Source organism: Algibacter pacificus (assembly GCF_008033385.1).
Taxonomy (GTDB): Bacteria; Bacteroidota; Bacteroidia; order Flavobacteriales; family Flavobacteriaceae; genus Algibacter; species Algibacter pacificus.
In genome coordinates this window covers 351,261-377,080 of the sequence record NZ_VOGY01000002.1, presented here as the reverse complement: position 1 = coordinate 377,080, position 25,820 = coordinate 351,261, and the positions used below count along the sequence as shown (strand labels likewise).

At 32.1% G+C, this 25,820-nt stretch carries 28 protein-coding genes; 13 read left to right on the top strand and 15 right to left on the bottom strand.

Features of this window, described 5'->3' with window-relative positions:
- Window positions 1–210 precede the first annotated feature (210 nt).
- From FQU21_RS04730 to FQU21_RS04695, 8 genes are all read right to left on the bottom strand, one after another.
- The gene (locus tag FQU21_RS04730) at window positions 211–1,515 is read right to left on the bottom strand and encodes a voltage-gated chloride channel family protein (RefSeq protein ID WP_147676840.1); all 1,305 of its coding nucleotides are present in this window, start codon (window positions 1,513–1,515) and stop codon (window positions 211–213) included.
- A gap of 321 nt (window positions 1,516–1,836) precedes the next feature.
- A complete protein-coding gene (gene sppA, locus FQU21_RS04725; protein ID WP_147676839.1) occupies window positions 1,837–3,600 on the bottom strand; it encodes a signal peptide peptidase SppA in 1,764 nt (587 codons plus the stop codon).
- 152 nt (window positions 3,601–3,752) lie between these two features.
- Complete coding sequence (locus FQU21_RS04720) at window positions 3,753–4,823, bottom strand: AMP-binding protein (RefSeq protein WP_147676838.1); 1,071 nt, start codon at window positions 4,821–4,823, stop codon at window positions 3,753–3,755.
- A 2-nt stretch (window positions 4,824–4,825) separates the two neighbouring features.
- On the bottom strand, window positions 4,826–5,782 hold the full coding sequence (locus tag FQU21_RS04715; RefSeq protein WP_147676837.1) for a CPBP family intramembrane glutamic endopeptidase: 957 nt from the start codon (window positions 5,780–5,782) through the stop codon (window positions 4,826–4,828).
- Window positions 5,773–6,819, bottom strand: coding sequence for an o-succinylbenzoate synthase (locus FQU21_RS04710; protein WP_147676836.1), 1,047 nt, complete (start codon window positions 6,817–6,819; stop codon window positions 5,773–5,775). Before FQU21_RS04710 ends, FQU21_RS04715 begins: the two co-directional genes overlap by 10 nt.
- 232 nt (window positions 6,820–7,051) lie before the next feature.
- Window positions 7,052–7,729 (bottom strand): metal-dependent hydrolase, encoded by a 678-nt coding sequence (locus FQU21_RS04705; protein ID WP_147676835.1) that lies wholly within the window; start codon window positions 7,727–7,729, stop codon window positions 7,052–7,054.
- A 41-nt stretch (window positions 7,730–7,770) separates the two neighbouring features.
- Window positions 7,771–8,673 carry a 1,4-dihydroxy-2-naphthoate octaprenyltransferase gene (gene menA, locus FQU21_RS04700; protein WP_147676834.1) on the bottom strand — a complete coding sequence of 301 codons (903 nt, stop codon included), beginning with the start codon at window positions 8,671–8,673 and terminating at the stop codon, window positions 7,771–7,773.
- Window positions 8,674–9,513: a 1,4-dihydroxy-2-naphthoyl-CoA synthase gene (locus tag FQU21_RS04695; protein ID WP_147676833.1), complete on the bottom strand. Its 840-nt coding sequence runs from the start codon at window positions 9,511–9,513 to the stop codon at window positions 8,674–8,676.
- 55 nt (window positions 9,514–9,568) lie between these two features.
- Between FQU21_RS04695 and FQU21_RS04690 the strand changes: the two genes are divergently transcribed.
- Both FQU21_RS04690 and FQU21_RS17395 read left to right on the top strand, forming a co-directional pair.
- On the top strand, window positions 9,569–10,690 hold the full coding sequence (locus FQU21_RS04690) for a C1 family peptidase (RefSeq protein ID WP_147676832.1): 1,122 nt from the start codon (window positions 9,569–9,571) through the stop codon (window positions 10,688–10,690).
- A gap of 154 nt (window positions 10,691–10,844) precedes the next feature.
- On the top strand, window positions 10,845–11,012 hold the full coding sequence (locus tag FQU21_RS17395; protein WP_187269321.1) for a hypothetical protein: 168 nt from the start codon (window positions 10,845–10,847) through the stop codon (window positions 11,010–11,012).
- Between the two features lie 31 nt (window positions 11,013–11,043).
- On the opposite strand, the gene FQU21_RS04685 is transcribed toward FQU21_RS17395, so the two are convergent.
- Window positions 11,044–11,718 carry a uracil-DNA glycosylase gene (locus FQU21_RS04685; protein WP_147676831.1) on the bottom strand — a complete coding sequence of 225 codons (675 nt, stop codon included), beginning with the start codon at window positions 11,716–11,718 and terminating at the stop codon, window positions 11,044–11,046.
- A gap of 68 nt (window positions 11,719–11,786) precedes the next feature.
- Between FQU21_RS04685 and FQU21_RS04680 the strand changes: the two genes are divergently transcribed.
- Complete coding sequence (locus FQU21_RS04680; protein WP_147676830.1) at window positions 11,787–12,221, top strand: DUF1801 domain-containing protein; 435 nt, start codon at window positions 11,787–11,789, stop codon at window positions 12,219–12,221.
- Here the strand turns inward: FQU21_RS04680 and holA are convergent, their stop codons facing one another.
- Window positions 12,222–13,226 carry a DNA polymerase III subunit delta gene (holA, locus tag FQU21_RS04675; RefSeq protein ID WP_147676829.1) on the bottom strand — a complete coding sequence of 335 codons (1,005 nt, stop codon included), beginning with the start codon at window positions 13,224–13,226 and terminating at the stop codon, window positions 12,222–12,224.
- Window positions 13,227–13,308: 82 nt separating this feature from the next.
- Between holA and FQU21_RS04670 the strand changes: the two genes are divergently transcribed.
- The 3 genes from FQU21_RS04670 (at window position 13,309) to FQU21_RS04660 (ending at window position 15,810) form a co-directional block, all read left to right on the top strand.
- Complete coding sequence (locus FQU21_RS04670; RefSeq protein ID WP_246124760.1) at window positions 13,309–13,782, top strand: type I restriction enzyme HsdR N-terminal domain-containing protein; 474 nt, start codon at window positions 13,309–13,311, stop codon at window positions 13,780–13,782.
- Window positions 13,783–13,880: 98 nt separating this feature from the next.
- Window positions 13,881–14,867: a glycosyltransferase family 2 protein gene (locus tag FQU21_RS04665; RefSeq protein WP_147676828.1), complete on the top strand. Its 987-nt coding sequence runs from the start codon at window positions 13,881–13,883 to the stop codon at window positions 14,865–14,867.
- Between the two features lie 106 nt (window positions 14,868–14,973).
- Entirely contained in the window at window positions 14,974–15,810 is an 837-nt protein-coding gene (locus tag FQU21_RS04660) for an OmpA/MotB family protein (RefSeq protein ID WP_147676827.1), read from the top strand.
- A gap of 131 nt (window positions 15,811–15,941) precedes the next feature.
- Here FQU21_RS04660 and FQU21_RS04655 read toward each other — a convergent pair whose 3' ends face one another.
- The 3 genes from FQU21_RS04655 to FQU21_RS04645 form a co-directional block, all read right to left on the bottom strand.
- Window positions 15,942–16,562, bottom strand: a complete 621-nt coding sequence (locus tag FQU21_RS04655) for an L-threonylcarbamoyladenylate synthase (protein ID WP_147676826.1) — start codon at window positions 16,560–16,562, stop codon at window positions 15,942–15,944.
- Between the two features lie 69 nt (window positions 16,563–16,631).
- Entirely contained in the window at window positions 16,632–17,306 is a 675-nt protein-coding gene (locus FQU21_RS04650; RefSeq protein WP_147676825.1) for a toxin-antitoxin system YwqK family antitoxin, read from the bottom strand.
- A 93-nt stretch (window positions 17,307–17,399) separates the two neighbouring features.
- Window positions 17,400–18,977, bottom strand: coding sequence for a S41 family peptidase (locus tag FQU21_RS04645; protein ID WP_147676824.1), 1,578 nt, complete (start codon window positions 18,975–18,977; stop codon window positions 17,400–17,402).
- A gap of 393 nt (window positions 18,978–19,370) precedes the next feature.
- Here FQU21_RS04645 and smpB point away from each other — a divergent pair, with 393 nt between their 5' ends.
- The 7 genes from smpB to miaE all read left to right on the top strand — a co-directional run bounded on the left by smpB (window position 19,371) and on the right by miaE (window position 24,238).
- Window positions 19,371–19,829, top strand: coding sequence for an SsrA-binding protein SmpB (smpB, locus tag FQU21_RS04640; RefSeq protein WP_147676823.1), 459 nt, complete (start codon window positions 19,371–19,373; stop codon window positions 19,827–19,829).
- 6 nt (window positions 19,830–19,835) lie between these two features.
- Window positions 19,836–20,399, top strand: coding sequence for a hypothetical protein (locus FQU21_RS04635; RefSeq protein ID WP_147676822.1), 564 nt, complete (start codon window positions 19,836–19,838; stop codon window positions 20,397–20,399).
- 182 nt (window positions 20,400–20,581) lie between these two features.
- Window positions 20,582–22,048, top strand: coding sequence for a Na+/H+ antiporter NhaC (gene nhaC / locus FQU21_RS04630; protein WP_147676821.1), 1,467 nt, complete (start codon window positions 20,582–20,584; stop codon window positions 22,046–22,048).
- A 140-nt stretch (window positions 22,049–22,188) separates the two neighbouring features.
- Complete coding sequence (locus FQU21_RS04625) at window positions 22,189–22,827, top strand: peroxiredoxin (RefSeq protein ID WP_147676820.1); 639 nt, start codon at window positions 22,189–22,191, stop codon at window positions 22,825–22,827.
- A gap of 60 nt (window positions 22,828–22,887) precedes the next feature.
- Complete coding sequence (locus tag FQU21_RS04620; RefSeq protein ID WP_147676819.1) at window positions 22,888–23,196, top strand: thioredoxin family protein; 309 nt, start codon at window positions 22,888–22,890, stop codon at window positions 23,194–23,196.
- A 48-nt stretch (window positions 23,197–23,244) separates the two neighbouring features.
- Window positions 23,245–23,502, top strand: coding sequence for a DUF6952 family protein (locus FQU21_RS04615; protein ID WP_147676818.1), 258 nt, complete (start codon window positions 23,245–23,247; stop codon window positions 23,500–23,502).
- Window positions 23,503–23,656: 154 nt separating this feature from the next.
- Complete coding sequence (gene miaE, locus FQU21_RS04610) at window positions 23,657–24,238, top strand: MiaE family protein (RefSeq protein WP_147676817.1); 582 nt, start codon at window positions 23,657–23,659, stop codon at window positions 24,236–24,238.
- Between the two features lie 27 nt (window positions 24,239–24,265).
- Here the strand turns inward: miaE and FQU21_RS04605 are convergent, their stop codons facing one another.
- Together FQU21_RS04605 and FQU21_RS04600 are read right to left on the bottom strand one after the other, a co-directional pair.
- Complete coding sequence (locus tag FQU21_RS04605) at window positions 24,266–24,793, bottom strand: porin family protein (protein ID WP_147676816.1); 528 nt, start codon at window positions 24,791–24,793, stop codon at window positions 24,266–24,268.
- Between the two features lie 121 nt (window positions 24,794–24,914).
- Complete coding sequence (locus tag FQU21_RS04600; RefSeq protein ID WP_147676815.1) at window positions 24,915–25,820, bottom strand: Ppx/GppA phosphatase family protein; 906 nt, start codon at window positions 25,818–25,820, stop codon at window positions 24,915–24,917.

Here is a 25,820-nt window from a genome sequence, read left to right as displayed (position 1 = left end):
CCACAACTAAATAAGAAAACATTGCATTTCAGATGATTTATCAAAAAATAGTTTTAAGCCAGTTTAAATACAAAATGTACAATAAACCATTTTTTTTGATCTTTTATAGTGCGTGAATAAATAGCAAAGTGGTATACATTTTCTTAAAAAATGCCTAGATTTTTAATTTTTAACACTATTTTAAATGTCCTAAAATTGTTTTAGATCCTTTCATTCCTGCTCTCTTTTTTTAGTTATTTCAGATAATGAAAGCCCTTTTTCTTTAATATAAGCATTGTTTTTTGGACTTCCAATAATTTGAGAAGAATACACGCCAGAATGTCCAGAAAACAAATACGCCGTAGCACAAGCCAATGCGATAAAAACCCCCGATTCTATACCAAAAAGTTCTATCCCCATTATAGTACAAGCTATTGGTGTATTGGTTGCCCCTGCAAAAACAGCAACAAACCCCATGCCTGCCAGTAAGCCCATGGGTAACGGAATAAACCAAATTAACACATTACCTAAAGTGGCGCCTATAAAAAATAATGGGGTTACCTCGCCCCCTTTAAAACCAGCGCCAAGCGTAAATGATGTAAATAACAGTTTCAAAAGGAAATCGTAAGAATTAAGGTTTACATCAAAAGCTTCAACAATAGTAGGTATACCTAGTCCAATATATTTAGTTGTACCCATAAAGTAAATAGCGATAGCTAATATGGTACCACCAATTACAGGACGAAGCGGTGGATATTTAATATGTTTGCCAAAAAGGTGTCCCCAAAAATGGGTTGATTTAGAAAAAAGCATGGCAACCAATCCAAAAATAATACCAGCTAATAAAGACCATAATAAATTAATAGGTGTCATTTCGGCAACTGCACTAATATGATAATGCGTATGCGATACGCCCCAGATTTCACAGAAATAATTAGCAAAAATGGCCGCCATAAAACTCGGTATAATGGCGTCTAAGCGAATTCTACCTAATATTAAGACTTCCAAAGCAAAAATACCTCCAGCCAATGGGGTTCCGAAAACAGAAGCAAAACCAGCACTAATACCAGCTATTAATACAATTTTACGATCCCGTTTTGATAGTTTTAAAGCTTTGGTAAACTGATCGGCAATAGCGCCTCCAATCTGCACTGCTGTCCCCTCTCGACCTGCAGATCCACCAAAAAAATGTGTTAAAATAGTCCCAAATAAAACCAAAGGAACCATTCTAAACGGAATTACTTTTTTAGGAGAATGAAGTTCTTCTAATAATAAATTATTTCCTTTTACAACACTGTTACCATATAAATGATAAAATATACCAATAATAAATCCGCCTACAGGTAATAAAGCAATCACCCACAAATGAGCTTCTCTCCAATTGGTCGCCCATTCTAAACTCAACAGAAAAAAAGCAGAAACACTACCCGCTAAAACGCCAAGAGTTAAACAAATTAAAACCCATTTAAAAAGATATAATAAAGAAGGGATTTGTTCGAATGAGAATAAAAAATCTTTAATTTTATTTTTTTTCATATTGCTTTTAATACATGATTCTACGGAGACACAAGCCTTTAAAAAGTAGATGTCAGTAGTTCTTGCTGGAACTGTTATAAGCAGACCTCATTGCTGAAATTGAAATGCAAATATAAATAAAAAATGGTTTTAAGCCCTGATTCTGATGGATTGCTTACCTTATTTACATGGCATATATTATAATACGTTTTATTTAGGCTATTAAACCCTTTTATATGAAACCAACACGCAAATATTAATGAATAAAAAAAGCTCCATATTACATTGAATATGAAGCTTTTTAAAAGAGAATATTATATTATAAGATTATAGGTTTTATTCTTACTTCACATCTGTATTATAAGGAAACAATAACTGAATACCTTTACGTTGGGTACGAGCCTTAACGTCTTTATAAATACGGTATTGCGCCTCGCCAAGTTCTTCTTTTAAAATCGTTTCTTTAGCTTTTACTAAGCCATAATCTTGAAGCATTTTATCCAAATCTTTTTCAAATACTGGGAATTCTTTTATTTTATAATCTTCAATTCCTCCAGCTTCAGCGGCATATTTTAATGCTAAATCCAACCCGCCCAATTCATCTACTAAGCCATTGTTAACTGCATCGGCACCCGTCCAAACACGACCTTGCGCAATGGCTTTAACGTCATCTTGATCCATACCACGTCCTTCTGCTACACGATTTGTAAATAATTCATAAATATCAATAATACCTTCTTTAATAAAAGCACGCTGCTCTTCATTCATAGGTTCAAAAAAGCTATAAGTTACCGCGTTTTTATTAGTCACCACTTGTTCTGCATTTATACCCATTTTACTAACTAAAGCAGAAGCATTTGGCAGTACGCCAAACACCCCTATACTTCCAGTAATGGTTGTTGGTTCGGCTATAATTTTATCGGCATTACAGGCAATATAGTAACCGCCAGATGCCGCAAGATTCCCCATAGAAACAATAACAGGTTTTACTTTTTTTGTTAATTCAATTTCTCGCCAAATTAATTCACTTGCCAAAGCACTTCCACCAGGTGAATTAATACGTAAAACAATTGCTTTTACTTTATCGTCGTCTCGCGCTTTTTTAAGCGAGGTACTCATAGTCCCTTGGCCGACATTGTTTTCATCTCCTTCACCATAAATAATTTCACCTTCGGCATAAATAACAGCAATTCTGTTTTCGCTTGATTTTAATTTCAATTTACCTGCTGTATAAATCGCATAATCAAAAATTGAAATCTGTTTTAATTTTTCATCCTTTCCAATACCAACTGCATATTTCAATCCGTTCTCAAACTCATCATGATAAGCTATTTTATCAATCATTTTGGAAGATTTAGCCAAGGTTGCATTTCGAGCTAAAAGACTATCGGCTATAATATCTAATCGGGTTTCCTCAATACTTCTGCTTTTAGAAATGTCTTTTTTCATTTCATTCCAAAGTGATTTTAAATACACCGAAATTTGCTCCCGATTATTATCGCTCATTTCATTTTCTAAGAATGGCTCAACGGCACTCTTATACTTTCCGAAGCGCACGACTTCCATTTTAACTCCAGATTTTTCTTGAAAATCCTTAAAATATAATTGTTCGGAATACAAACCTTTAAATTCCATCATCCCAGCAGGATTCATATAAATAGTATCGGCAACCGACGACAAATAATAATCTTTTTGCGTATAAATATCGGCGTAAGCCACAATAAATTTGCCAGATTCTTTAAATTTTAAAAGGGCTTTTCTTAAGGCTTTAGCTTGAGATATTCCAGCATCAATAAAATTATTATCAATAGAAATTCCTTTAATTTTACTATCGGTAGCCGCATAATTAATAGCATCGATAATATTGAAAAGTCCATTTTTCTTATCTTCATTTAAAAAAGGATATTCTGCAAATTCTGTTTTACCCGCATAATCTTTAATTGGGAAATCTAATTTTAATTCCAGTATCGAATTGTCTTTAACTTTTACAACATCATCTGCTCCAGAGCCTACAACAAGCCCTAAAACTGCAAGTCCTAAAAAGAAAAGCACAAAAAACACAATAATTCCGGTAACGGTTGATAATACACGTTTTATAAAATTCATAATAATAATTTTTCTATTGGTATAAATATAATAGACTAAGTTACAACTTTGCCTTATTAATATTTATTTTTCACTGTTATAGATTAAATAAAAAAACACCTATTAGGCTTTATAATCTAATAGGTGTATTGTAATAGTTTCTTTATGTCGATTTATAAAACAATTTGGTCTAACGTATTTTTTCGATGAATTTTTCCCGATGCCGTATCAATAAATTTTTCTACAGAATAAACGGCTTTAGGTTTTTCATATTTATCCAAACCATCAAAAATAGATTGATCTATGTTATTATCATTGCCTTCAATAATTAATATCACCTTTTCGCCTAAAATTTCATCTGGAATAGACGTTATAAAAAATTGTTTATCTATTTTACATTGAAGTTTTTTTTCAATAACCTCGGGATACAATTTTATTCCACCCGAATTAATTACATTGTCAAACCGTCCTAGCCACTCAAAACTGGTATCGGAATGTATTTTTACAATATCGTTGGTAATTACTTTTTCATCTAAAAGTTCTGGAGCATGAATAACTAAGCAATTTCTATCGTCTGTAGATACTGTAATACCGGGTAAGGTTTTAAAACATATTTTAGAGTCTGAATCTGTAAAATTATTTATTTTTTTGATAGCAATATGCGATACTGTCTCGGTCATACCATAGGTTTCGTAAACCATTGTTTTTTTATCTTGAATTAACGCTTTTATACTATCCGAGACACGTCCACCACCAACAATTACCGTTTTTATTTTATTAAAATATTTTGCAAAATTTTTAAGCTGCATAGGTGTAAAAGCACAAAACTCGTAATCTTTTTCATAATCGATTCTAGGTAAAGCAGATGGCTCTACAATATCTAATTCGAGCCCTAAAACAATAGCCCTTACAATCATCATTTTACCTGCAATGAAATTTGAAGGTAAACAGTGTAATACCTTTTTACCTGGTGTAAGATTGAAAAAATCTCCAGTAGCAATGGCAGATTTTATCATGGCTTCTTTTTTAATCATGATTTCCTTTGGCTTACCTGTAGATCCGGAAGTGCGCACTTTAACATAATCGTGTTGATCTAACCAATCGAGTAAAAATTCGCCCAATTCTCGCTCGTAACTAACACCTTCTTTAACAAAACTATAGGCTACTTCCATTAAATCGTCGTGTGAATAATGGTAATCATTTAACTTAAATCTTACATGTACTTTAGTATAATCTGGTATCATAATTATTCTATTATTTTATAATTATCTTTTGGTGGTTCTTCTATTTTTCCGAATAATTTAGTTTTCCAATCACTCCAATTATATTTTTTTGAAAGTATCAATAAAATTATCGGAAAAACTACGAATACAGGAAATATTATTTCGCCAATAACCATGGTTTTTGGATCGGACATATCTTTTAAAATGGAATCGGTTTGAAAGGCTGTCCAATCGGCAGTAACCAATAAAGCTGTAAATAAATTATTGGCCGCATGAAAACCCAAGGACAGCTCTAGACCATCGTCCATTAAGGTTAAAATACCTAAAAACAAACCTGTTCCTATATAATATACCATAATAATAGGCCCCAATTGTTCTACTTCTGGGTTTGCTATATGCATGAGTCCAAAACCAATTGAGGTTATTAAAAGTGGTGCCCATTTATTTTTAAATATCATTCCAATGCCTTGCATTAAATAGCCTCTAAAAAAATACTCTTCGAAACTGGTTTGCAAAGGAATGAGTAAAATGGCAATGGCCGCTAATATTAAAAATGGTTTTAAGTTAAAATTAAGCACGTAATCTTCTGGAGTAAAAAAGAAATAATCGACAAGTACAAAGCCCGACGACACGACGCCCCACAAAATAAATACAAACCAAAACCGTTTCCAATCTATTTTTTTTCTTGATGTGGTTAATTGTAAAAATGACAGGTTGTGTAAAATTTTAGCCGATAAAATAACACCTGCTAAACCGCCCACAAAAGACAATAACATTAAAAACAGAAATAAATTACTTCCTAAAACTTCAATCATTTGTGGAATAGTACCTGGCATATCTCCCGTTTCAAAGGCCTTAATTCCTAACGCCAGTCCTAGCGGAATCATACCTATTAATTGCCAAGCTGTAAAAATAATTACAATGCCTACCATATACCGCCACCAATCATGTAAACCTTTAAAGGCCTGTTCTATATACATGTTTCTAAATTAAATTCCCAATGTTCAACATTATTATATTGCAATGTACCATTTTTAACTACAAGTGGCGATTTAAAATTGTTAGAAAACAAACTTCCTGTACCCAAGCCTTGAGGTAAATCACTTTTTAAACTATAGGTATATTGAGCAATGGCATTTAAGCCTACATTACTCTCCAAAGCGCTAGTAATCCACCAACCAATATTTTGCTTATTTGCCAAATTTATCCAGCTGTTACTACCACTAAATCCTCCAATTAAACTCGGTTTTAAAATGATGTACTGCGGACAAATAGTTTCTAATAAAGCTTTCTTTTTTTCTTCGGAAAACACACCAATCAACTCCTCGTCTAAGGCTATCGGTAAAGGTGTGGCTTGACACAATTTTGCCATGTCCTCAACCTGCCCTTGTTTAATAGGTTGTTCTATGGAATGTAAATTGAAATCGGATAAAATCTTTAATTTTTCTAAAGCTTCCGAAGGTTTAAATGCTCCATTCGCATCCACACGTAATTCAATATCTTTAGCACTGAATTGTTTTCGAATAGATTTTAAGAGATTAATTTCTGTTTGAAAATCTATAGCTCCAATTTTCATTTTTATACAACGAAATCCAGCTTCTAATTTATCTTGAATTTGCTGCTTCATAAATTGCTCACTGCCCATCCAAATTAAGCCATTTATAGAAATTGAATCTTCATTTTTTGTGAATTTTGAAGGAAATAAATCAAAGCCATCTTGACTTTCTAAAGATTTAAAAGCCATTTCTAATCCAAATTGAATGCTTGGAAATGCTTCTAACTTCGATAATAACTCCGTTAAACCAAGATTGATATTATCGCAAACCCATTGTAGTTTGGTTTCATAATCGGGTCTATCATCAACCGAAAGTCCTCGAAACATACCACATTCACCAATGCCTTTTTTTTGGCCTTCTTTTATAATTAAAAACCAAGTATCCTTAGTTTTTAATATACCTCGCGATGTTCCGCTGGCTTGTTTAAAATTTAAAGTATAAGGTTGGTACGTTGCCGTCATAGTCCTGCTAAAATAACAATTTATTCTAAGGAACATCAAAAGTTAAGAAGGATTCTTATAAATATTTCGGATTGACTAATCCTTTATTCTTTTAATAGAAAATTAATAATAATTGTCTTAAAATATAACAAAAAAGCAGTTTTAATATGGATGCAGTAATTATTAAAATAAAACACAATAAGACTTTAGAAATCAGATGTTTTAAAATTGAAATTAAAACAAACCGCCTCTTTTAAAGTTCAATACTCTCTCCTATTTCTAAAAGCATCAGGTCTTTATCTTTTTCGAAAAACTTACGTTTTGCTACTTCATGATCTATTTCAATATATCCGAAAGTATCAAAATGGCAACCTAAAATTTTATCGCATTCTACAAAATCACTAGCTAAAATAGCATCGTTAATGCCCATGGTAAAATTATCACCAATAGGTAAAATTGCTAAATCGAGTTTTGTTTGTAGCGGAATTAATTTCATATCAAAAGTTAAAGCCGTATCACCCGCGATATAAATATTTTTATGTTCACTTTCTATAATAAAACCTCCGGGCTGCCCACCATAAGTACCATCGGGAAAAGAGGATGTATGAATGGCGTTTACGTACTTCACATTTCCAAACTCAAAATCCCATTGCCCACCGTGATTCATTGGGTGACCTTCTAAGCCTAAATTATTAAAATGCGTTACAATTTCAAAATTAGAAATAATGACAGCTCCAGTGCGTTTTGCAATGGCTTCAACATCTAAAATATGATCTTGATGCGCGTGCGTTACCATGATATAATCTGCTTTAAGCCTATTAATATCAATATGGCTAGCCTTTTCGTTTCCTGTAATAAAAGGATCTACAAGAATATTAATATCATCTATTTGAATGCCTAAACTAGCATGACCGTAGAATGTAATTTTCATTAGAAATAAATTAAAAATTGAACCTTAAATTTAGTGAAAATTTATAACAATTGTCCAACCCCCATTAAAATGGCTAAAAGCACGGTTGTTAGTGCTAACTTTTTCAATTCGGGATCAAAATGTTGTGGGTTTTTAGTCTGATTCACTTTTTTAAGATGAACAAACAAAGGAACAAAAGCTATAATAAAAATGAAATTATAAACCGACTTATAAAATAACAGTCCAAATAAAACAGAAATAACAATTGCCGAAATAATCAAAATATTATGATATGTTTTGGCTTTTTTAGCCCCTAGTTTTAAAGCTAAAGTAATTTTGTTGGATTTTGTATCAGATTCTATATCCCGCATATTGTTAAGGTTAAGCACTGCTGTACTAAGCAATCCCACAGATATTGCAGGTAAAACGACTATAAAATCGATGCTTTTTGCAAACAATACATAACCTCCTATAACACTTGCTAAACCAAAAAACAGAAACACAAAAATATCTCCCATAGCATTATAGCCATAGGCATTTCCACCAACCGTATATTTAATAGCTGCTATAATTGCCGCTATACCTAGTGCTATAAAAAACGTTGAAAGTAAAAAATTTGAACGTCCAAAAGCAACATATATGGTTAGTAAAGCTAAAACTATAGAAATAAATACATTTAGTTTAATAGCGCGTTTCATTTCTTTTGGAGATATTTCTCCACTTTGTATAGCGCGCTCTGGCCCTATTCTATCATCGTTATCTGTTCCTTTTACACCATCACCATAATCGTTTGCTAAATTGGATAATATTTGAAAACTTAGTGTAGACAAAATAGCCAATACACAAATCCCCCAATTAAAAACACCTTGATAAGCGGCTAAAAACGAAGCTAAAATAATTCCGGAAATAGATAAAGGTAAGGTGCGCAAACGCATGGAAGAAATCCAAACTTTTGTTTTATTCATTTATGGAATCCATTTTTTTGGAAAATTAGGCTTTCTTTTTTCTAGAAAAGCATCGCGCCCTTCTTTGGCTTCATCAGTCATATAAGCCAAACGTGTGGCCTCTCCGGCAAAAACTTGTTGCCCCACCATACCATCATCTGTTAAATTCATCGCGAATTTCAGCATTTTAATAGATGTTGGCGATTTTGCTAATATTTCTTGCGCCCATTGATAAGCGGTACTTTCCAACTCATCGTGAGGAATAACGGCATTCACCATGCCCATTTCGTAAGCTTCTTGCGCCGAGTAATTTCTTCCTAAAAAGAAAATTTCGCGTGCTCTTTTTTGTCCAACCATTTTTGCTAAATAGGCAGATCCGTAACCGCCATCAAAACTGGTTACATCAGCATCAGTTTGTTTAAAAATAGCATGTTCTTTACTCGCTAAAGTTAAATCGCACACCACATGTAAACTATGTCCGCCACCAACAGCCCAACCCGGAACTACAGCTATTACAGCTTTTGGCATAAAACGAATTAAACGTTGTACTTCTAAAATGTTTAAACGATGATATCCATCTTCTCCAACATAACCTTGGTGTCCACGAGCTTTTTGATCGCCTCCACTACAAAAGGAATAAACGCCATCTTTTGTTGAAGGCCCTTCGGCAGATAATAATACCACGCCTATATTGACATCTTCATTAGCATCGTAAAACGCATCATATAATTCGGCAGTGGTTTTTGGTCTAAATGCATTTCGCACATTTGGTCTGTTAAACGCTATACGCGCTACACCATTACATTTTTTATATGTAATATCGGTGTATTCTTTAACGGTTATCCAATTTTCTTGACTCATTTTCTATATTTTAGCCAAAAATAAATTTTATTTCATTAAAAACCCTTCATTCCTTATGAAAAATAATATATCATTCCTCGTTTTACTCTTCATTTGTATCTCTGTAAATGCGCAAACGTATAAGTTTGAAACCCTTATAGATTTAGAAACTACCAATGTTATTAGTCAGGGAAAAACGGGCACCTGCTGGAGTTTTTCTACCTCGTCGTTTTTAGAAAGTGAAATCATGAGGATTACAGGTAAAACCATTGATTTATCTGAAATGTACACCGTAAGAAACACCTATCCTAAAAAGGCGTGGAATTATATAATGCGCCAAGGAAAAACGCAGTTTAGCGATGGTGGTTTAGCTCACGATGTTTTAAATAGTGTAAAAACACATGGTTTAGTTCCTGCTTATACTTTTACAGGACTTAATGAAACGGAAACTACACATAATCATTCTGAAATGCTTACCGTTTTAAGAGGTTTATTAAATACTTATAATAAGGATGTTAAAAAACCATTGTCTCCAAAATGGAAACCAGTTATCGAATCGGTTTTAGATATTTATTTGGGTAAAAATATTGAAACCTTTAATTATGAAGGCGTACAATACACACCTAAATCTTTTTTGGAATTCACAAAAATTAATCCAGACGATTATGTGAGTTTAACATCATTTACCCAAGAACCTTTTTATACCAACTTTATTTTAAACATTCCTGATAATTTCTCAAATGGTAGTTATTTAAACCTCCCTATAAACGAATTATTTACAACCGTAGTACAGGCACTAAAAAAAGGTTACACTGTAGCCTTAGATTGCGATGTTAGTGAAAAAACCTTTACAGCAAACCCAGGTATGGCTATAATTCCGGAAGAACCAAACTTAAATTTAATAACCTTATCGGAAATAGCAAAGGAAAAAAATATTACACAAGTTTACAGACAACAAGAATTTGAGAATTTTAATACAACCGACGATCATTTAATGCATATTACAGGTTTAGTAAAAGATCAAAATGGAACTATGTACTTTAAAGTAAAGAATTCATGGGGAGGCAACTCTAAGCGGGTTGCAAATAATGGCTTTATATATATGAGTGAAGCTTATTTTAAACTAAAAATGATATCGGTCACACTTCATAAAAATGTAGTTGATAAAAAACATGATACTATTTTGAAGAAACAATAGGTAATTGTCATAAGAATTTGCGGATATCATAAAAGTTGAAAACGATTTTAAAAATCTTAAAGCCGTGTTAAATTAATTACTATTTTTGGCGTATTGGAAGTGACATACTTTTAATGTAAACCGTATATTAACAGACATTTAAAACTTATTTAACATGATCCTAACAATTACACTAGCATTCTCCCTACTTGTATTTATTAACTTGTTACTTTTAAAGTTTAGCTGTAACAAAACGGCCAAAAAGGAGGCCAGTAAAAAGCCGGTAATTTTAGCACCTTTTTTTGATAATGTGTCTGAAAATCTTGCTGCCACAGGAAGTTAATAAATTTAACTTGGCTTTTATAATTCTCCCTCTAATTAATTTGCCAGTTAAGTGTATTTATTTCTAACAGTTTAAGTTTTTCGTTCACTTTCGAAAAATGCTTATTCCCAAACCAATATCCTCTATTTGCAGATAATGGAGATGGATGCCCACTACTTAAAACAAAATGTTTTTTGGCATCTATGAGCTTTACTTTCTTTTTTGCAAAACCGCCCCAAAGTAAAAAAATCACATTTTCTTTCTTATCACTAACTGTTTTTATAACGGCATCTGTAAAAGTTTCCCAACCTTGCTTTTGATGACTTCCAGCTTCATGAGCCCGCACTGTTAATGTCGCATTTAAAAGTAATACTCCTTGTTTTGCCCAGTTTTCTAGATTACCACTTTCAGGGTATGGAATTCCTAAATCGCTTTCAATTTCTTTAAAAATATTAACTAATGATGGCGGATGTTTAACACCCTCTGCAACAGAAAAACACAAACCATTCGCTTGCCCGTAATCGTGATAGGGGTCTTGACCTATAATAACGACTTTTACATCGTTAAAATGACAATAATTAAAAGCATTAAAAATGGCTTCTTGCGGAGGAAAACAGGTCTTTGTTTTGTACTCCTTGGCAACAAATACCATTAAATCTTTAAAATATGGTTTTTCAAACTCGGTTTCCAAATATGGTTTCCAACTCTTGTGAATCTTTAATTTCATTTATATTATTTTTAATAGGACACTAAATTAATATTATCTTTAAGCCTATTTCAATTAAAAAGAAAAAAATGACATTTAGATCATTAAAGGTACAAATAGATCCGAGAGTTGAAACGGTGTTTAATAATTACCCCGAATTTGTAAAAAAGAAAATACAACACTTAAGATTTCTTATTTTAGAAGTAGCCAACAATATCGATGTTATTTCTGAAATTGAAGAAACCCTAAAATGGGGAGAACCTAGTTATTTAGTAAAAAAAGGCAGTACTATTAGAATAGATTGGAAACCGAAAAACCCGGATCAATATGCCATGTATTTTAAATGCACCAGTAAATTAGTAGAAACGTTTAAAATTGTTTTTAAAAACACTTTTGAGTTTGAAGGTCACCGTGCCATTATTTTTAAATTAGAAGACAACATTCCTGAAACAGAACTTAAGCAATGTATTGAAGTCGCTCTAAGATATCATAAAGTGAAACAATTACCATTATTAGGCTTATAACTAACTAAAAATACGCACTAAAAGCTCTTTAAGTAAATCGCCTTGCGGAACAGCATTAGAGCCCACACCTTTACTTTTTACATCAAATTCTCGCAAAACAGCGACTACCCCACTCACTTTTCTCATAGGGAAATTCCGGGCAGCCGTGATATAATCATTTACAAAATATGGATTCACTTTAAGAGCTGAAGCTACATTTCTTGGCGATTTATCACTTAAACCATGAAAGGTAAGCAATTGCGAAAAATATGAAAATAATAAAGATACCGTAACTACCATAGGGTTATCTTTAGGGTTTTCACCAAAATATTGTACAATTTTAAAGGCTTTAACGGTATTGCGTTCACCAACTGCTTTTCTTAACTCAAAATTATTGTAATCTTTACTAATTCCAATATTTTCTTCAATATGCTCTGGTGTAATTTGTGTACCTTTTGGTAAAATAATTTGAAGTTTTTCTAACTCATTATTTATTTTACTTAAATCGGTACCTAAAAACTCAACAAGCATTTGCGCTGCTTTTGGAGTTATTTCATATTTTTTTGGTGCTAATACCCGACGTATCCAATCTCCTACTTGATTATCATAAAGTTTTTTACTTTCGTAAACAACTCCTGTTTTCTTAAGCGTTTTATAAAGTGCTTTACGCTTATCAATTTTTTTGTATTTATAATTGAAAACTAAAACTGTCGTTGGCTGTGGGTTTTTGGCATATTCTGCCAATTTTTCTATACTTCGGGATAAATCTTGAGCTTCTTTAACAATAACCACTTGGTATTCTGCCATCATCGGGTAGCGTTTGGCATGCCCAACAATATCATCAATTGTGGCATCACGACCATAGATTAGCATTTGGTTAAACCCGCGTTCGGCTTCATCCAAAACAGAGCTTTCAATATAATCGGAAATTTTATCAATATAATAAGGCTCTTCACCCATTAAAAAATAAATAGGCTTTAAGTTTTTATTTTTTATGTCTGCTGCTATTTGCTTTACTTCGTCCAAATCTGGTATAAATTCCTAATTATAAATTTCAATTTACTAAGAAACAATTTACAGTCCTTAAAAATTGATTAATTCCTTAACTTTGAAAAAAGTTACAATTTCAGTGTTACAAGAATTAAATTTTCCTGAGTTTTCATTTCGCTTCAAAAATAGCGAAAATAAAGTATCTATATTCGATTGCATTCGCAAAAAATTTGTGATTTTACAACCCGAAGAATGGGTGCGGCAACATTGCGTACGTTATTTAATGGAGGTTAAAAGCTATCCTATTTCTTTAATTAATGTTGAAAAAGAACTCACTATTAACGATTTAAAAAAACGTTACGATATTGTCATTTTTAATCCCAATGGTAGCATTCATATAATTGTAGAATGCAAAGCTCCCAAAATAAATATTACCCAGAGTACATTCGATCAAATTGCTCGTTATAATACCGAGTTAAACGCGAGCTATTTAATGGTGACTAACGGATTAAATCATTATTATTGCCAAATGGATTTTGAAAATGAGCGGTATCAATTTTTAAAAGATATTCCCGAATATGCTAGACGGTAATTAGTTTTCAGTCGCAGTCGCAGTCGCAGTCGCCTAAATTATTTAAAATATCATAAATACATAAATCTTTAATTAACTTAAAACAAAAAAAATAACTATTGAAACTTGCCATCGTTATATTAAACTGGAATGGAAAAGCACTTTTAGAGCAGTTTTTACCTTCGGTTATTGAAAACTCGAAAGACGCCGAAATTTATGTGGCCGATAACGCTTCTACTGATGATTCTGTAACATTTGTGAAAACTCATTTTCCTTCAGTTAAAATTATTCAGAATATAGAAAATGGCGGTTATGCCAAAGGGTATAATGATGCCCTAAAGCATATAAAAGCCGATGTGTTTTGCTTATTAAATAGCGATGTAGAAGTAACAAGAAACTGGTTAACTCCTATTGTAAACACCTTTAAAAACAATCCAAATACAGCCATACTTCAACCTAAACTATTAGATTTTAAAAACAAAACCAACTTTGAATATGCCGGTGCGGCTGGTGGATTTCTGGATAAATTTGGATACCCTTATTGTCGTGGCCGAATTTTTAATACTCTAGAAAAGGATAACGGACAATATAATGATACCACTGAAATTTTCTGGGCATCTGGCGCTTGTTTATTTATAAAAAGTGACGTCTTTAATAAATTGAATGGTTTTGATGAATCTTTCTTTGCTCACATGGAAGAAATAGATCTTTGTTGGCGCGCAAAAAACGAAGGGTATAGTATAAAATACGTTGGCACATCTACTATATATCATGTTGGTGGAGCTACACTTAACGCTTTAAATCCTAAAAAAACCTACCTCAATTTTAGAAATAGTCTTTTTGCTCTTACCAAAAACGCTACGGGACCTTTATTTTATATAATTTTTATTCGCTTGGTTCTCGATGGCATTGCTGGTGTAAAATTTTTATTCGAATTAAAACCCAAACATACTTTAGCTATTTTAAAAGCGCACTTTAATTATTACAAAAATTTAAAAAAACTATTAAAACCGCGTAAAAACATAAAAAATAAAATTATTTACTACCAAAAAACGTCTATTGTAATAGATTACTTCGTAAATAAAAATAAGTATTACAAAAGTTAAAAAAATTAGTAAAAGTTTTGTTAATAACTCTGCTAACAACCTATTTTTATATACTTTTGTTAATTATCAACGTATTTTTTTAAACCCAATAATTATAAAATAACTTATGAAAAAAGTGTTATTACTAAGTGTGTCAACCATGTTACTTCTTAGCTCATGTGTAACCAAAAGACAATTTACTGATTTACAAGCTAAACAAAAGGAAACTCAAGACCTGCTTAACTCGGCTACTGTAAAATTAAACTCGTGTTTAGAAGATCGTGCAGCTGCAACAGCAAAAGTTGGTGTACTAGAATCTCAAGTAAGTGATTTACGTAAAAATAATGACAACCTACAAATATTATCTGCCAAAGGCGCTAGTAGTATAGAGAAAACATTAGAAAGTATAAAAGAAAAAGAACTTAAAATTTCACGTTTACAAGAAGCAGTAACCAAAAAAGATAGTATTACTTTAGCTTTGGTGACTAGTTTAAAACGTGAAGTTGGAATTAATGATCCTGATATTGAGGTTAGCGTTGAAAAGGGCGTAGTATTTATTTCTATTGCAGATAAATTACTTTTCCAAAGTGGTAGCTATACCGTTACAGCAAAAGCTAAAGAAATATTAGCTAAAGTAGCCAAAGTAATAAATAGCAAACCTAATTTTGAAGCTATGATTGAAGGCCATACAGATAGCAGGTCTTACCAAAAAGGTTTACTATTAGATAATTGGGATTTAAGTGTTAAACGTGCAACATCTGTAGTCCGTATTTTACAATCATATGATGTAAGTCCAACTCAATTAGTTGCTGCAGGGCGTAGTTCTTACACGCCTTTAGTTGATAATGATACCGCTGCAAATAGAGCAAGAAACCGTAGAACACGCGTTATTTTATTACCAAAAATTGATCAGTTTTACGAGATGATTGAAAAAGAAATGAAAAACTTAGAAGCAGGACAATAAGCTTTATAGTTATTATAATTTAAGCATAATTCTTTTTTTAAGAATTTTAGTTATAAAAAAATCCACTTCAATTTGAAGTGGATTTTTTTATATCTCTACTTTATACTAGCTTAAACTACATTGTAAACTTTTTATAAAATATCTAAGGCTCCTTTGCCTTCCCGTAAAACCACAGGATCACCATCGGAAAGATCTATAACTGTAGAAGCTTCGTTATCACCATAACCACCATCGATAACTAAATCGACCAAGTTATCCCATTTTTCATGTATTAATTCGGGATCGGTAGTATATTCTAAAACGGTATCCTCATCATGAATAGATGTTGAAATTATTGGGTTACCTAAAAGTTTTACAATATCCAATGCAATAGCATTGTTAGGAACTCGAATTCCAACGGTTTTTCGTTTTTTAAACGGGTTTGGTAAATTTTTAGACCCAGGCAAAATAAAAGTATACGGTCCCGGTAAAGCGCGTTTTAATATTTTAAAAACAGACGTATCTATTTGCTTTACATAGTCGCTTAAATTACTTAAATCTTGACATACAAAAGAGAAATTAGCCTTTTCAAGTTTAACCCCTTTAATCCTTGCAATTTTCTCTAAAGCTTTTACATTAGTAATATCGCAACCTAATCCATAAACCGTATCTGTCGGGTAAATAATAAGTCCGCCTTGTTTTAAAATAGCAACAACCTTTTCAATCTCCTTCGGGTTAGGATTTTCCTCATAAATTCTAATAAACTCAGCCATAATAACAATCTTACTTTGTGATATTTACAAGTACAAAGTAAATATTAATTTTTAACATACTGTATATTATTAAAATCTTTTTTCCTCTTTTAATTTACCGTTTTCATAGTATTTCCAAGCTCCATATTTTTTACCGCGCTTATATGCTCCTTCAATAATTAATTCGCCTTTTCCGTTAAATACTTTTGAAAGTCCGTGAAGTTCACCAGCTTCGTAAATGAATGATTTTAAAACCACTCCTTTTTCAGAATAACCAATGAGTTCTCCATGTAATTCCCCTGAAATATAAAATTGTTTTTCAGCAATTTGTCCGTTTTCATAATAAACAAAACGCTCTCCGGTTAATTGTCCCAAATCATCAAAATGCTCTAAAATAAGTAGGTTATCGTTATTTTTATGATAATATTTCCATGTACCAATGTAAGCCTTCCCTGCCATTTTACCAGTACTAATCACTTTTCCTGTTGAAGCTAAAAAAGAAACTTCCGCTATATTGTTTTCTTTATTAAATTGTTTTACCGCAGATAATACAGGTTTCATTTTAATGTTTTTATAAAATTTAAATGTTCCTACTTCTTTACCATGAAAAAACTCGCCCTCGTAACGAATAACATCCGTATTTTCGAAGTTTTTAGTCCAAATACCATGACGCTTTCCGTCACTATCAAACTGATTGATATTTTGAGCTGAAAGCGCTAAGCTTGAAAGAAAAAATACTGCTGCTACTATTTTAAATAAATTCATGTTTAAAATCTTAATTTAATATGGATTGTTAGGCTATTTAAAACGGTATTATTGTTCTTAAATTGTTTTACCGCAATATATAATCAAACATTCTTACTTTTCGGAAATGTGCTTTAAAACCCAATCGATTTCTGGGTCTTTACCTGAAAGTCTATCCGAAATAGTTGGAGTAATTTCAATATTTGGTTTTACACCATAACCATCGGGATTTTGTTTAAAAGGGGTTTCTATTTGCATTAACCCCATTCTAATTTTTAGTTTCGACTCGGGTAATTGATATATTTTATACAAACCTGCAACGCAGCCATTAAAAGCGCCTCCGGTTTCTTCTCCAACAAAAATAGCTCTATTTGTTGCTTGTAAATTTGTTGAAATTAACGAGGATGCCGAAAACGAATTTCCATTAATTAATACATACAAGTTGCCTGTATAATTTAGATTTTTTGGTTTTTGAACTTTGGCATATCGAAAATTATAATGCCATTTCCCGTCTTGTTTTTTTGTTTTTAATATATTATCGATGACAATAAGGGGTGAAAAAATTCCTGTCACCATTTTAAATGAAATAGATTTGGTATTATTCATAAACGCAGGAAAAAAAGACAATCTATTATTCACCTGACTTGGTGCCATAAAAGTATATGCTGTTTTACTTAAATAAGCGTACAAATAATTTATTTCGGCTATACGCCCACCCCCATTATCACGTAAATCGATAATTAGGTTTTTAGTTTTGGCCGAATCTAGTTTTTTAAAACTGTCTTTATAAAATTTACGATAGTTTCCGTTATTAAAACTTCTAATTTTCATGTAAGCTGTACTGCTGTCCTTACCAATAAAATTAAAGTTTCGTGTGTATTCTTTTTCCTTTGGTATAAAACCAAATATTCTATCTTTTTTACGTTTGTTTTTAGCGGCAATTCTATTTTGCTTACGTTCTAATTTGGTTAATTTTATTGCTGGTTTTTGAGGAAATGAATCCTTTTCTGCTTCTTTTTTATGTTTTGAAATACGCTTTAATAGTTTTGAAAAAATAGAATCTTTCAACTTAAATTGGATATTCAAACTATCAATAAAACCTTTTTCTTTATAGTAATAGGTTGAAAAATGACGTCCAACCACTCTATTATATAAAGTTTGATTGTAACCATCTGAAGCGAAACGAGTTTTAATACTTTGTATAATATTTGAAACATTTTCGTTATCAATTTTTAGTACCTCTGCACCTATTAAAGAAGAATCTTTTCCTTTGGTATTTACTACCCAAAGTTTGTTATTTAAATATTCGAAATCCAAATCATAAAATTCAAATTTTTTCTTTTTCAATGTTTTTCGTTCCTTCCTTGTAAATTCCTGGTACGCCGAACCTAAGGAAACATGTCCTTGTTTTACTTGCGCCACTACTGGTGCTAGCTTTTTGTAAAAGTCGCGCGAATTAATAGGGGTTTGTATGGCTTTTTTTAAGCTGTCGAATTTAAAATCTAAGTCGGTTTTTGAAGTGTATTGATAAAGATTAGGATGATGCTTTTTTAATTGATTATAAACTTGGTCTATATCGCGACGTAAGCTTTCTGGTGAATGTAAAGTTTCAATCTGTTCATTGTGTTTTTTTACACTAACGCAGGATACGAGTTGAAGAATAAAAAATAAAAACAAAATTAGTTTTCGCATAGAAGCAAAGTGTTGAATTATTGTTTGAAATCTGTGATATATTAATTTCAAATTTAGTTAAAATTATGCGCTTAAGCTTCTATAAAAAATGAGAATTTCGGGTAGAGAAATAACAGAATTATAGTGTATAATGGTTTCATGCGTTTTAATAATAATTCTAAATTAACATTAAAAAAAAATAGCAGGAGGCCACAATGGTTATTGTTTAATATAACCTTGGCACTCGCATTAGGGATAGAAGTGGAAAGCCCACAGTGCTACCAATGAGAATTGGTAGCGCGAGGACTTGTAGCGTATAGCCCGACGTTTTTTAAAGCTATAAGGTTTTATTTTTAAAAATCTTATAGCATTAAAAAAGGGAATGCCATAATAATTTTTGTAATTTTGTTGGTCATGCAAAATAAGGTAAACATACAGAACAAAAAGGCGCGCTTTCTATACGAGATTTTAGATAAGTACACCGCGGGAATTGTACTTTCGGGTACTGAAATTAAATCGATTAGAAGTAGTCGTGCATCTATTGCTGAAAGTTTTTGCGAGTTTAATGAGGCTGGCGAACTTTTTGTAATAAACATGACCGTTGAAGAGTACATTTATGGTAATTATTACAACCATAAACCCAAAGCAGAACGCAAGTTACTACTTAATAAAAAGGAGTTAAAAAAACTACATAAAGAAGTGCAAAACAAGGGGTTAACTATAATTCCATTACGCTTATTTATTAACGATAATGGTTACGCCAAATTAGTTATTGCCTTAGCTAAAGGTAAAAAACTATATGATAAACGTGAAACTATTAAGGACCGTGATAACAAGCGAAACTTAGACAGGATAAAGAAAATTTACAAATAAATTTCTATGAAAAAATACGTTTTTATACTTTTTTTAAGTGTTATTTCAATTTCTGTTTCGGCACAAAAAAACAAGGAAAACCCTAATAAACAGGGCGAAGAACATAAAGAACACGTTGTTGATTATTCAAAAAATGTAGCCACCGTAAGTGATGTCATTGAAACATTTTATCATGAAATTTCTGGTGAAAAAGAGGATGAACGTGATTGGAAGTTATTTAAATTCTTGTTTCATCCTGATGCCAAATTAATTACTGCGGGAAAGAATGATGAACGTCAATTTCAAGTAAAATTTATGGGAAGTGGCGACTACATTAAAAGTTCTGAAAAATGGATGATTTCTAATGGTTTTATTGAAAAAGAAATTCATAGAAAATCGGAGGTTTTTGGAAAAATGGCTCATGTATTTAGCACTTTTGAAGCTTTTAATAGTAAAACCGATGAAGCACCTATTATACGTGGTATTTATAGTATTCAATTACTAAATGATGGTGAACGCTGGTGGATTCTTAACCTATATTGGAGTCACGAAACTTGGTTGCACCCTATTCCTGGAAAATATTTAGATTAACTTTTAATAGGTAAGATATCTTTTTAGAATTAAGGTTTTATTTTAATAGAAAATAATTTAGCCTACTACTGTTTTATTTGGCTACAAATAGTAGCAAAACAGGTGCTTTTTCAATAAAAGGGCTTTTTTCTATTTGCATAAATTCAACTAAAACCGTAACATTACAACACTAAATTGATAATATGCAAGACGACAAGAATATTTCTAAAATAAATGCAGACCATGAAACTATTATTGAAAATTCGGAATTAAACATATACGAAGCCCTAATTCCTGTTATTATCTTAATGAGCTTGTTGTTTTACAATATTACCTTTAAAGATGGTGAATGGTTTGGTGCTTATTCCAACCAATTAATTTTACTTATTGGAGGCCTTATAGCTGCTGCTGTTGGTATCTATAATAAGGCCTCTTTTAACAATATCCTTTATGAAATTTGGGAAAACTTAAAAAGCGTTTTTATCCCAATAATGATTCTTTTCTTAGTTGGAGCTTTGGCAGGAACTTGGTTAATAAGTGGTGTTATTCCAGCTATGGTTTATTATGGTTTGCAAGTTTTAAACCCTAATATATTCTTGCCTGCATCGGTCGTTATTGCCGCTGTAATTTCTATTGCAACGGGAAGCTCCTGGACCACGTCGGCTACCGTTGGTATTGCGCTAGTTGGTATTGGCACAGCTTTAGGTATCACTCCTGGTATGATTGCCGGAGCAGTAATTTCAGGAGCCTATTTTGGCGATAAAATGTCCCCTTTAAGCGACACTACCAATCTGGCTCCTGCTATGGCAGGCACAGATTTATTTACACACATAAGGTATATGTCCATGACCACCATACCTACCATAGCAATTACTTTAATAGCATTCGCTATTTTAAGTATGCGTGTTGAAACAACAGGAAGCGCCGATGTCTCTAATTTACTAGCAACTATAGCAAACACCTTTAATATTACACCTTGGCTATTTCTTGTTCCAATAACGGTAATAGCGTTAATTTTATTAAAAACAAAACCACTAATCGCATTAGTTTCTGGTGTTTTATTAGCTGCCATTTTTGCTTTTATTTTTCAGTCAGAAATACTTAGTAATTTAGGACAATCTAAAACATCGACAATAATTACTGCTATTTTAACAGATACACAGATTACAACTGATAATGACAAACTTAATGAGCTGTTTTCCGCTGGTGGTATGGAAGGTATGCTCTGGACTATATATTTAATTATTTGTGCCATGATTTTTGGAGGTACCATGGACGGTATTGGCGCCTTAGCCAGAATTACTAAAGCTCTTCTATCTATAGCCAGTACTATTTTTGGTTTATTTGCCAGTACTGTAGTAAGTTGTTTAGGTTTAAATATTGTCGCATCCGACCAATATTTAGCAATAGTAATTCCCGGAAAAATGTTTAAAAAAGCCTATGAAGATCGTGGTTTAGCACCCGAAAATTTAAGCCGAACTTTAGAGGATTCTGGAACAGTAACTTCTGTTTTAATCCCGTGGAATACCTGTGGAGCTTATCAATCTGGCGTTCTTGGTGTTGGTATTTCAGAGTATTTTATTTACGCTATTTTTAACTGGTTAAGTCCGTTTACCACACTTCTGTTTGCTGCCTTAAATATCAAAATAAAACAACTTAAACATAAATAGAGTTAAATTATCATTAAATTTTGATCTCATAGACAAAAACTATACTATAATAAAAAATTAAAATTTTGGAATCCACTAAAAACCTTTAATGTGTTTTATATTTGTATCAAGAAAATATTTAACAATTAAAACATAAAAACATGGCATTAGTAGGAAAAAAATTTCCAGATTTAAACGTTGACGCAATGAACGAAATGGGCGATACTTTTAAAGTAAACGTTCTAGAAGAAGCGGTTAACAATAAGAAAAAAGTAGTATTATTTTGGTACCCAAAAGATTTTACTTTTGTATGCCCAACAGAATTACACGCCTTCCAAGCAGCACTACCAGAATTTGAAAAACGTAACACCGTAGTAATTGGAGCCTCATGTGATACGCCTGAAGTACATTTTGCATGGTTAAGCCAAGCCAAAGATAACGGTGGTATTGAAGGTGTAACTTACCCTATTTTAGCAGATAGCAACAGAAACTTATCTAGTATTTTAGGGATTTTAGACATTACCAACGAAACCTTTGATGAAGAAACTGGAACGGTACAAGTTGAAGGTGATAACGTAACTTACAGAGCTACATACATTATTGATGAAGATGGTATTGTGCAACACGAAAGCATTAACAACATGCCTTTAGGTAGAAATGTTGGTGAGTACATTCGTTTAGTAGATGCTTTAACTCACGTACAAGAAAAAGGTGAAGTTTGTCCTGCAAACTGGGAAGAAGGAAAAGACGCTATGTCACCTAATGCTAAAGGAACTGCTGCTTATTTAGCATCTCACTAGTAAACATTAAAGACTTATCCGGTTTAAAAAACCGGATAAGTCTTTCTAAAAAAAAGAATTATGATAAATGAATTAAACCAAGATAATTTAGGGGAAATCGTTTCTGATAATGATACGGTAATTGTGCAATTTTCTGCTACATGGTGTGGAAACTGTAGAATTATGAAACCTAAATTCAAAAAATTAGCAACAGAAAATGAAGGTGTATCTTTTGTTATTGCTGACGCTGAAAAATTTCCTGAGTCTAGAAAATTAGCTACTGTTGATAATTTACCAACTTTTGCCGCTTTCAAAGGAGGAAAGTTGATTAATCAAGTTCAAACTAACAAATTCGATGTTTTAAAAGAATTAGTTAGCGAAGTTATCTAACAAGTCAAAAAGATTCTCGCCTTCGCGGAAAAAAAAAGAATATTATTTATGAAATTACCAGTAATAAAACATTTAACACAATTTATTGAAGAAAACGACGAGGATTACGTTGTTGAAACTATTGAAACATTAGAAGCTTTAACCGAAGTTTCTTCACTAAAAGATGAAGAATTAGATGTTATTGGTGAGCTTATTTCTAATATGTACGGCGCCATAGAAGTGAACAAAATGATAAAAGAAGGCACCCCGAAAAAAGAAGCCATAAACGGTTTTATGCAACGTGTTTTAGGCTCTATTGACAAATAGTAAAAGAAAAATTGAAAAAGAAAAGAGAACGGGTTAGGCTATTTATAGTTTAACCTTTTTTTATTTATAAAAATCATCATTCTTTAATATTTTAGGCTAGAGATATGCCGAAATTAGAATTAAAGAAATAAATTTGCTTTAAATACTTTTTATTATGCTAGGCTTAAAATTACCAACAGACCCACGCTGGGTAAATATAGTAGAAAAAAATATTGAAGACATATTAACCGATCATGCTTTTTGCGAACAAAAAGCAACAAGTACAGCTATTTCCTTAATTGTTAGTTTTCCAGAATACACCGAACTTGTACAAGAAATGGTGGCCTTGGTAAAGGAAGAAATTAGCCATTTTAAAATGGTACACGATAAAATTTTAGAACGCGGATGGACCTTAGGTAGAGATCGTCGGGACGACTATGTTATAGCATTATTAAAATTTTTCCCAAAAGGAGGTAGTAGAACAACTCAATTAGTGCACCGCCTACTATACGCTGCTTTAATTGAAGCTAGAAGTTGCGAACGTTTTAGACTACTCTCTTTAGAACTTCAAGATAAAGAATTGGCTGAATTTTACAAAAACTTAATGATTAGTGAAGCAAACCACTATACCATGTTTTTAGGTTTTGCCAGACAATATGGAGAAAAAAAAGAAGTTGACACCAAATGGCAGCAACTTCTTGAATATGAAGCTGATATTATGAAAAATTTAGGTAAATCGGAAACCGTTCATGGCTAAATAAGACATAATTAATACAATATTATTTTAAATTTTAATACCTATACCAAATTGTAAAGTAACATTAGTTGCGTCGTTAGCCGATTTTTCATCAAACACACTGGTTAAACCATAATGAAGTCTGGCATCTACAAATAACATATCGCTAAATAAATACTCAACACCAGCAATACCAGAAAAAGTAAATGTTGAAAACCCATCTTCAAAACCCCAAGTTTTTACTGCTGGCATAGCTCCTGCTCCAACAGAAACACCAGGCGTTACTTGAAATTTAAACATAAGGGGCATTTGAATATAATCGCCGTGTAAAGCTTCTGCCTTTGCTCCTTCTTGTGAGTATTGTAACTCTGTAAGAAGTGCCGATTGATCTGAAAGCCTCCAGTTAACGAACCCTCCAAAGAAATAACCATTTCTATGTCCATTCTCTACTGTAGGATAAGGATCAATATCTAAATTAGAAACGTTAATACCGGCTCTAATACCAAAGGATGTTTCTTGTGCTGAAGCCACGATAGAAACAGCCACGCATAAAAGAATTAATAATTTTTTTTTCATAAAACATTTTTTTTAGAGGATAAATATAAAAACTAAAATCTATTTGTACGTTTTTATTCTAAAGAACTAAGATAAACGCAAAAAATGAAATGCTCAAATTAACAGGTTAAAATACTAAAATCTACTGTGTATTACTTGATACTGTATCATAATAAATACTTTTAATAATACCATCGGCCAAACCAATCTTTGGAACATAAATATTCTTTGCTCCACTCCATTTCATGGCAGACATATATATACGCATGGCTGGAATAATAACATCTGCTCTATCTTGATTTAAGTCTAATTCTGTAATACGTTCTTCATAGGAGTAGCTTTGTAATGTATTGTAATAGGATGTCATATAAAAATACGTCAACGGTTTTCCAATAGCTTTTCCTGATATTTTAAATATTTTATTAATATTCCCTCCAGACCCTATAACTTCTATTTTATCATAATGTTTGGCGTTTACACCAATCCAAGCTTCTAATTCTTTCCAGGTTTCCTTTTTAACCATATCATTCAACAAGCGTACCGTACCAATTTTAAACGATCTAGAAGCTAATTGTTTACCATGGTCTATTACTGTAAATTCAGTACTTCCCCCTCCAACATCAACATATAAATAAATTTTATTTGGGTCTATAAATTTGTTTAAATCTGTAGCTGCAATTATAGCGGCTTCTTCTTCACCATTAATTACATCAATACTTATTCCTGCATGTTCCAAAACTGCGGCAACCACTTTACTGCCGTTATCAGACTCGCGCATTGCTGAAGTTGCACAAGCCTTATATTTAACCACTTTATGCGATTTCATTAATAATTTAAACGCTAACATGGTGTCTAAAATACGAGCTGTATTTTCTTTTGATATTTTATTTTTAATAAATACATCGGCACCTAAACGAATGGGCACACGAACCAATGAGTTTTTTTTAAACTGCACGGGTTTGCCCTTCTGTTCAATAATATTTGAAATGAGTAATCTTACTGCATTTGAACCAATATCAATGGCCGCGTATTTTTTAATTGAAAGCAT

Coding starts and splice junctions, on each gene's coding strand:
- FQU21_RS04660 (WP_147676827.1), top strand. CDS start 14,974: ATGAAAAAAGTGTTATTACTAAGTGTGTCAACCATGTTACTTCTTAGC.
- FQU21_RS04650 (WP_147676825.1), bottom strand. CDS start 17,306: ATGAATTTATTTAAAATAGTAGCAGCAGTATTTTTTCTTTCAAGCTTA.
- FQU21_RS17395 (WP_187269321.1), top strand. CDS start 10,845: ATGATCCTAACAATTACACTAGCATTCTCCCTACTTGTATTTATTAAC.
- sppA (WP_147676839.1), bottom strand. CDS start 3,600: ATGAATTTTATAAAACGTGTATTATCAACCGTTACCGGAATTATTGTG.
- FQU21_RS04645 (WP_147676824.1), bottom strand. CDS start 18,977: ATGCGAAAACTAATTTTGTTTTTATTTTTTATTCTTCAACTCGTATCC.
- FQU21_RS04715 (WP_147676837.1), bottom strand. CDS start 5,782: ATGTATATAGAACAGGCCTTTAAAGGTTTACATGATTGGTGGCGGTAT.
- FQU21_RS04625 (WP_147676820.1), top strand. CDS start 22,189: ATGGCATTAGTAGGAAAAAAATTTCCAGATTTAAACGTTGACGCAATG.
- menA (WP_147676834.1), bottom strand. CDS start 8,673: ATGAATAAAACAAAAGTTTGGATTTCTTCCATGCGTTTGCGCACCTTA.
- FQU21_RS04680 (WP_147676830.1), top strand. CDS start 11,787: ATGACATTTAGATCATTAAAGGTACAAATAGATCCGAGAGTTGAAACG.
- FQU21_RS04705 (WP_147676835.1), bottom strand. CDS start 7,729: ATGAAAATTACATTCTACGGTCATGCTAGTTTAGGCATTCAAATAGAT.
- FQU21_RS04600 (WP_147676815.1), bottom strand. CDS start 25,820: ATGCTTTCAATTAAAAAATACGCGGCCATTGATATTGGTTCAAATGCA.
- nhaC (WP_147676821.1), top strand. CDS start 20,582: ATGCAAGACGACAAGAATATTTCTAAAATAAATGCAGACCATGAAACT.
- FQU21_RS04695 (WP_147676833.1), bottom strand. CDS start 9,513: ATGAGTCAAGAAAATTGGATAACCGTTAAAGAATACACCGATATTACA.
- FQU21_RS04720 (WP_147676838.1), bottom strand. CDS start 4,823: ATGATACCAGATTATACTAAAGTACATGTAAGATTTAAGTTAAATGAT.
- FQU21_RS04620 (WP_147676819.1), top strand. CDS start 22,888: ATGATAAATGAATTAAACCAAGATAATTTAGGGGAAATCGTTTCTGAT.
- FQU21_RS04635 (WP_147676822.1), top strand. CDS start 19,836: ATGAAAAAATACGTTTTTATACTTTTTTTAAGTGTTATTTCAATTTCT.
- FQU21_RS04605 (WP_147676816.1), bottom strand. CDS start 24,793: ATGAAAAAAAAATTATTAATTCTTTTATGCGTGGCTGTTTCTATCGTG.
- FQU21_RS04685 (WP_147676831.1), bottom strand. CDS start 11,718: ATGAAATTAAAGATTCACAAGAGTTGGAAACCATATTTGGAAACCGAG.
- FQU21_RS04690 (WP_147676832.1), top strand. CDS start 9,569: ATGAAAAATAATATATCATTCCTCGTTTTACTCTTCATTTGTATCTCT.
- miaE (WP_147676817.1), top strand. CDS start 23,657: ATGCTAGGCTTAAAATTACCAACAGACCCACGCTGGGTAAATATAGTA.
- FQU21_RS04615 (WP_147676818.1), top strand. CDS start 23,245: ATGAAATTACCAGTAATAAAACATTTAACACAATTTATTGAAGAAAAC.
- FQU21_RS04730 (WP_147676840.1), bottom strand. CDS start 1,515: ATGAAAAAAAATAAAATTAAAGATTTTTTATTCTCATTCGAACAAATC.
- FQU21_RS04655 (WP_147676826.1), bottom strand. CDS start 16,562: ATGGCTGAGTTTATTAGAATTTATGAGGAAAATCCTAACCCGAAGGAG.
- smpB (WP_147676823.1), top strand. CDS start 19,371: ATGCAAAATAAGGTAAACATACAGAACAAAAAGGCGCGCTTTCTATAC.
- FQU21_RS04710 (WP_147676836.1), bottom strand. CDS start 6,819: ATGACGGCAACGTACCAACCTTATACTTTAAATTTTAAACAAGCCAGC.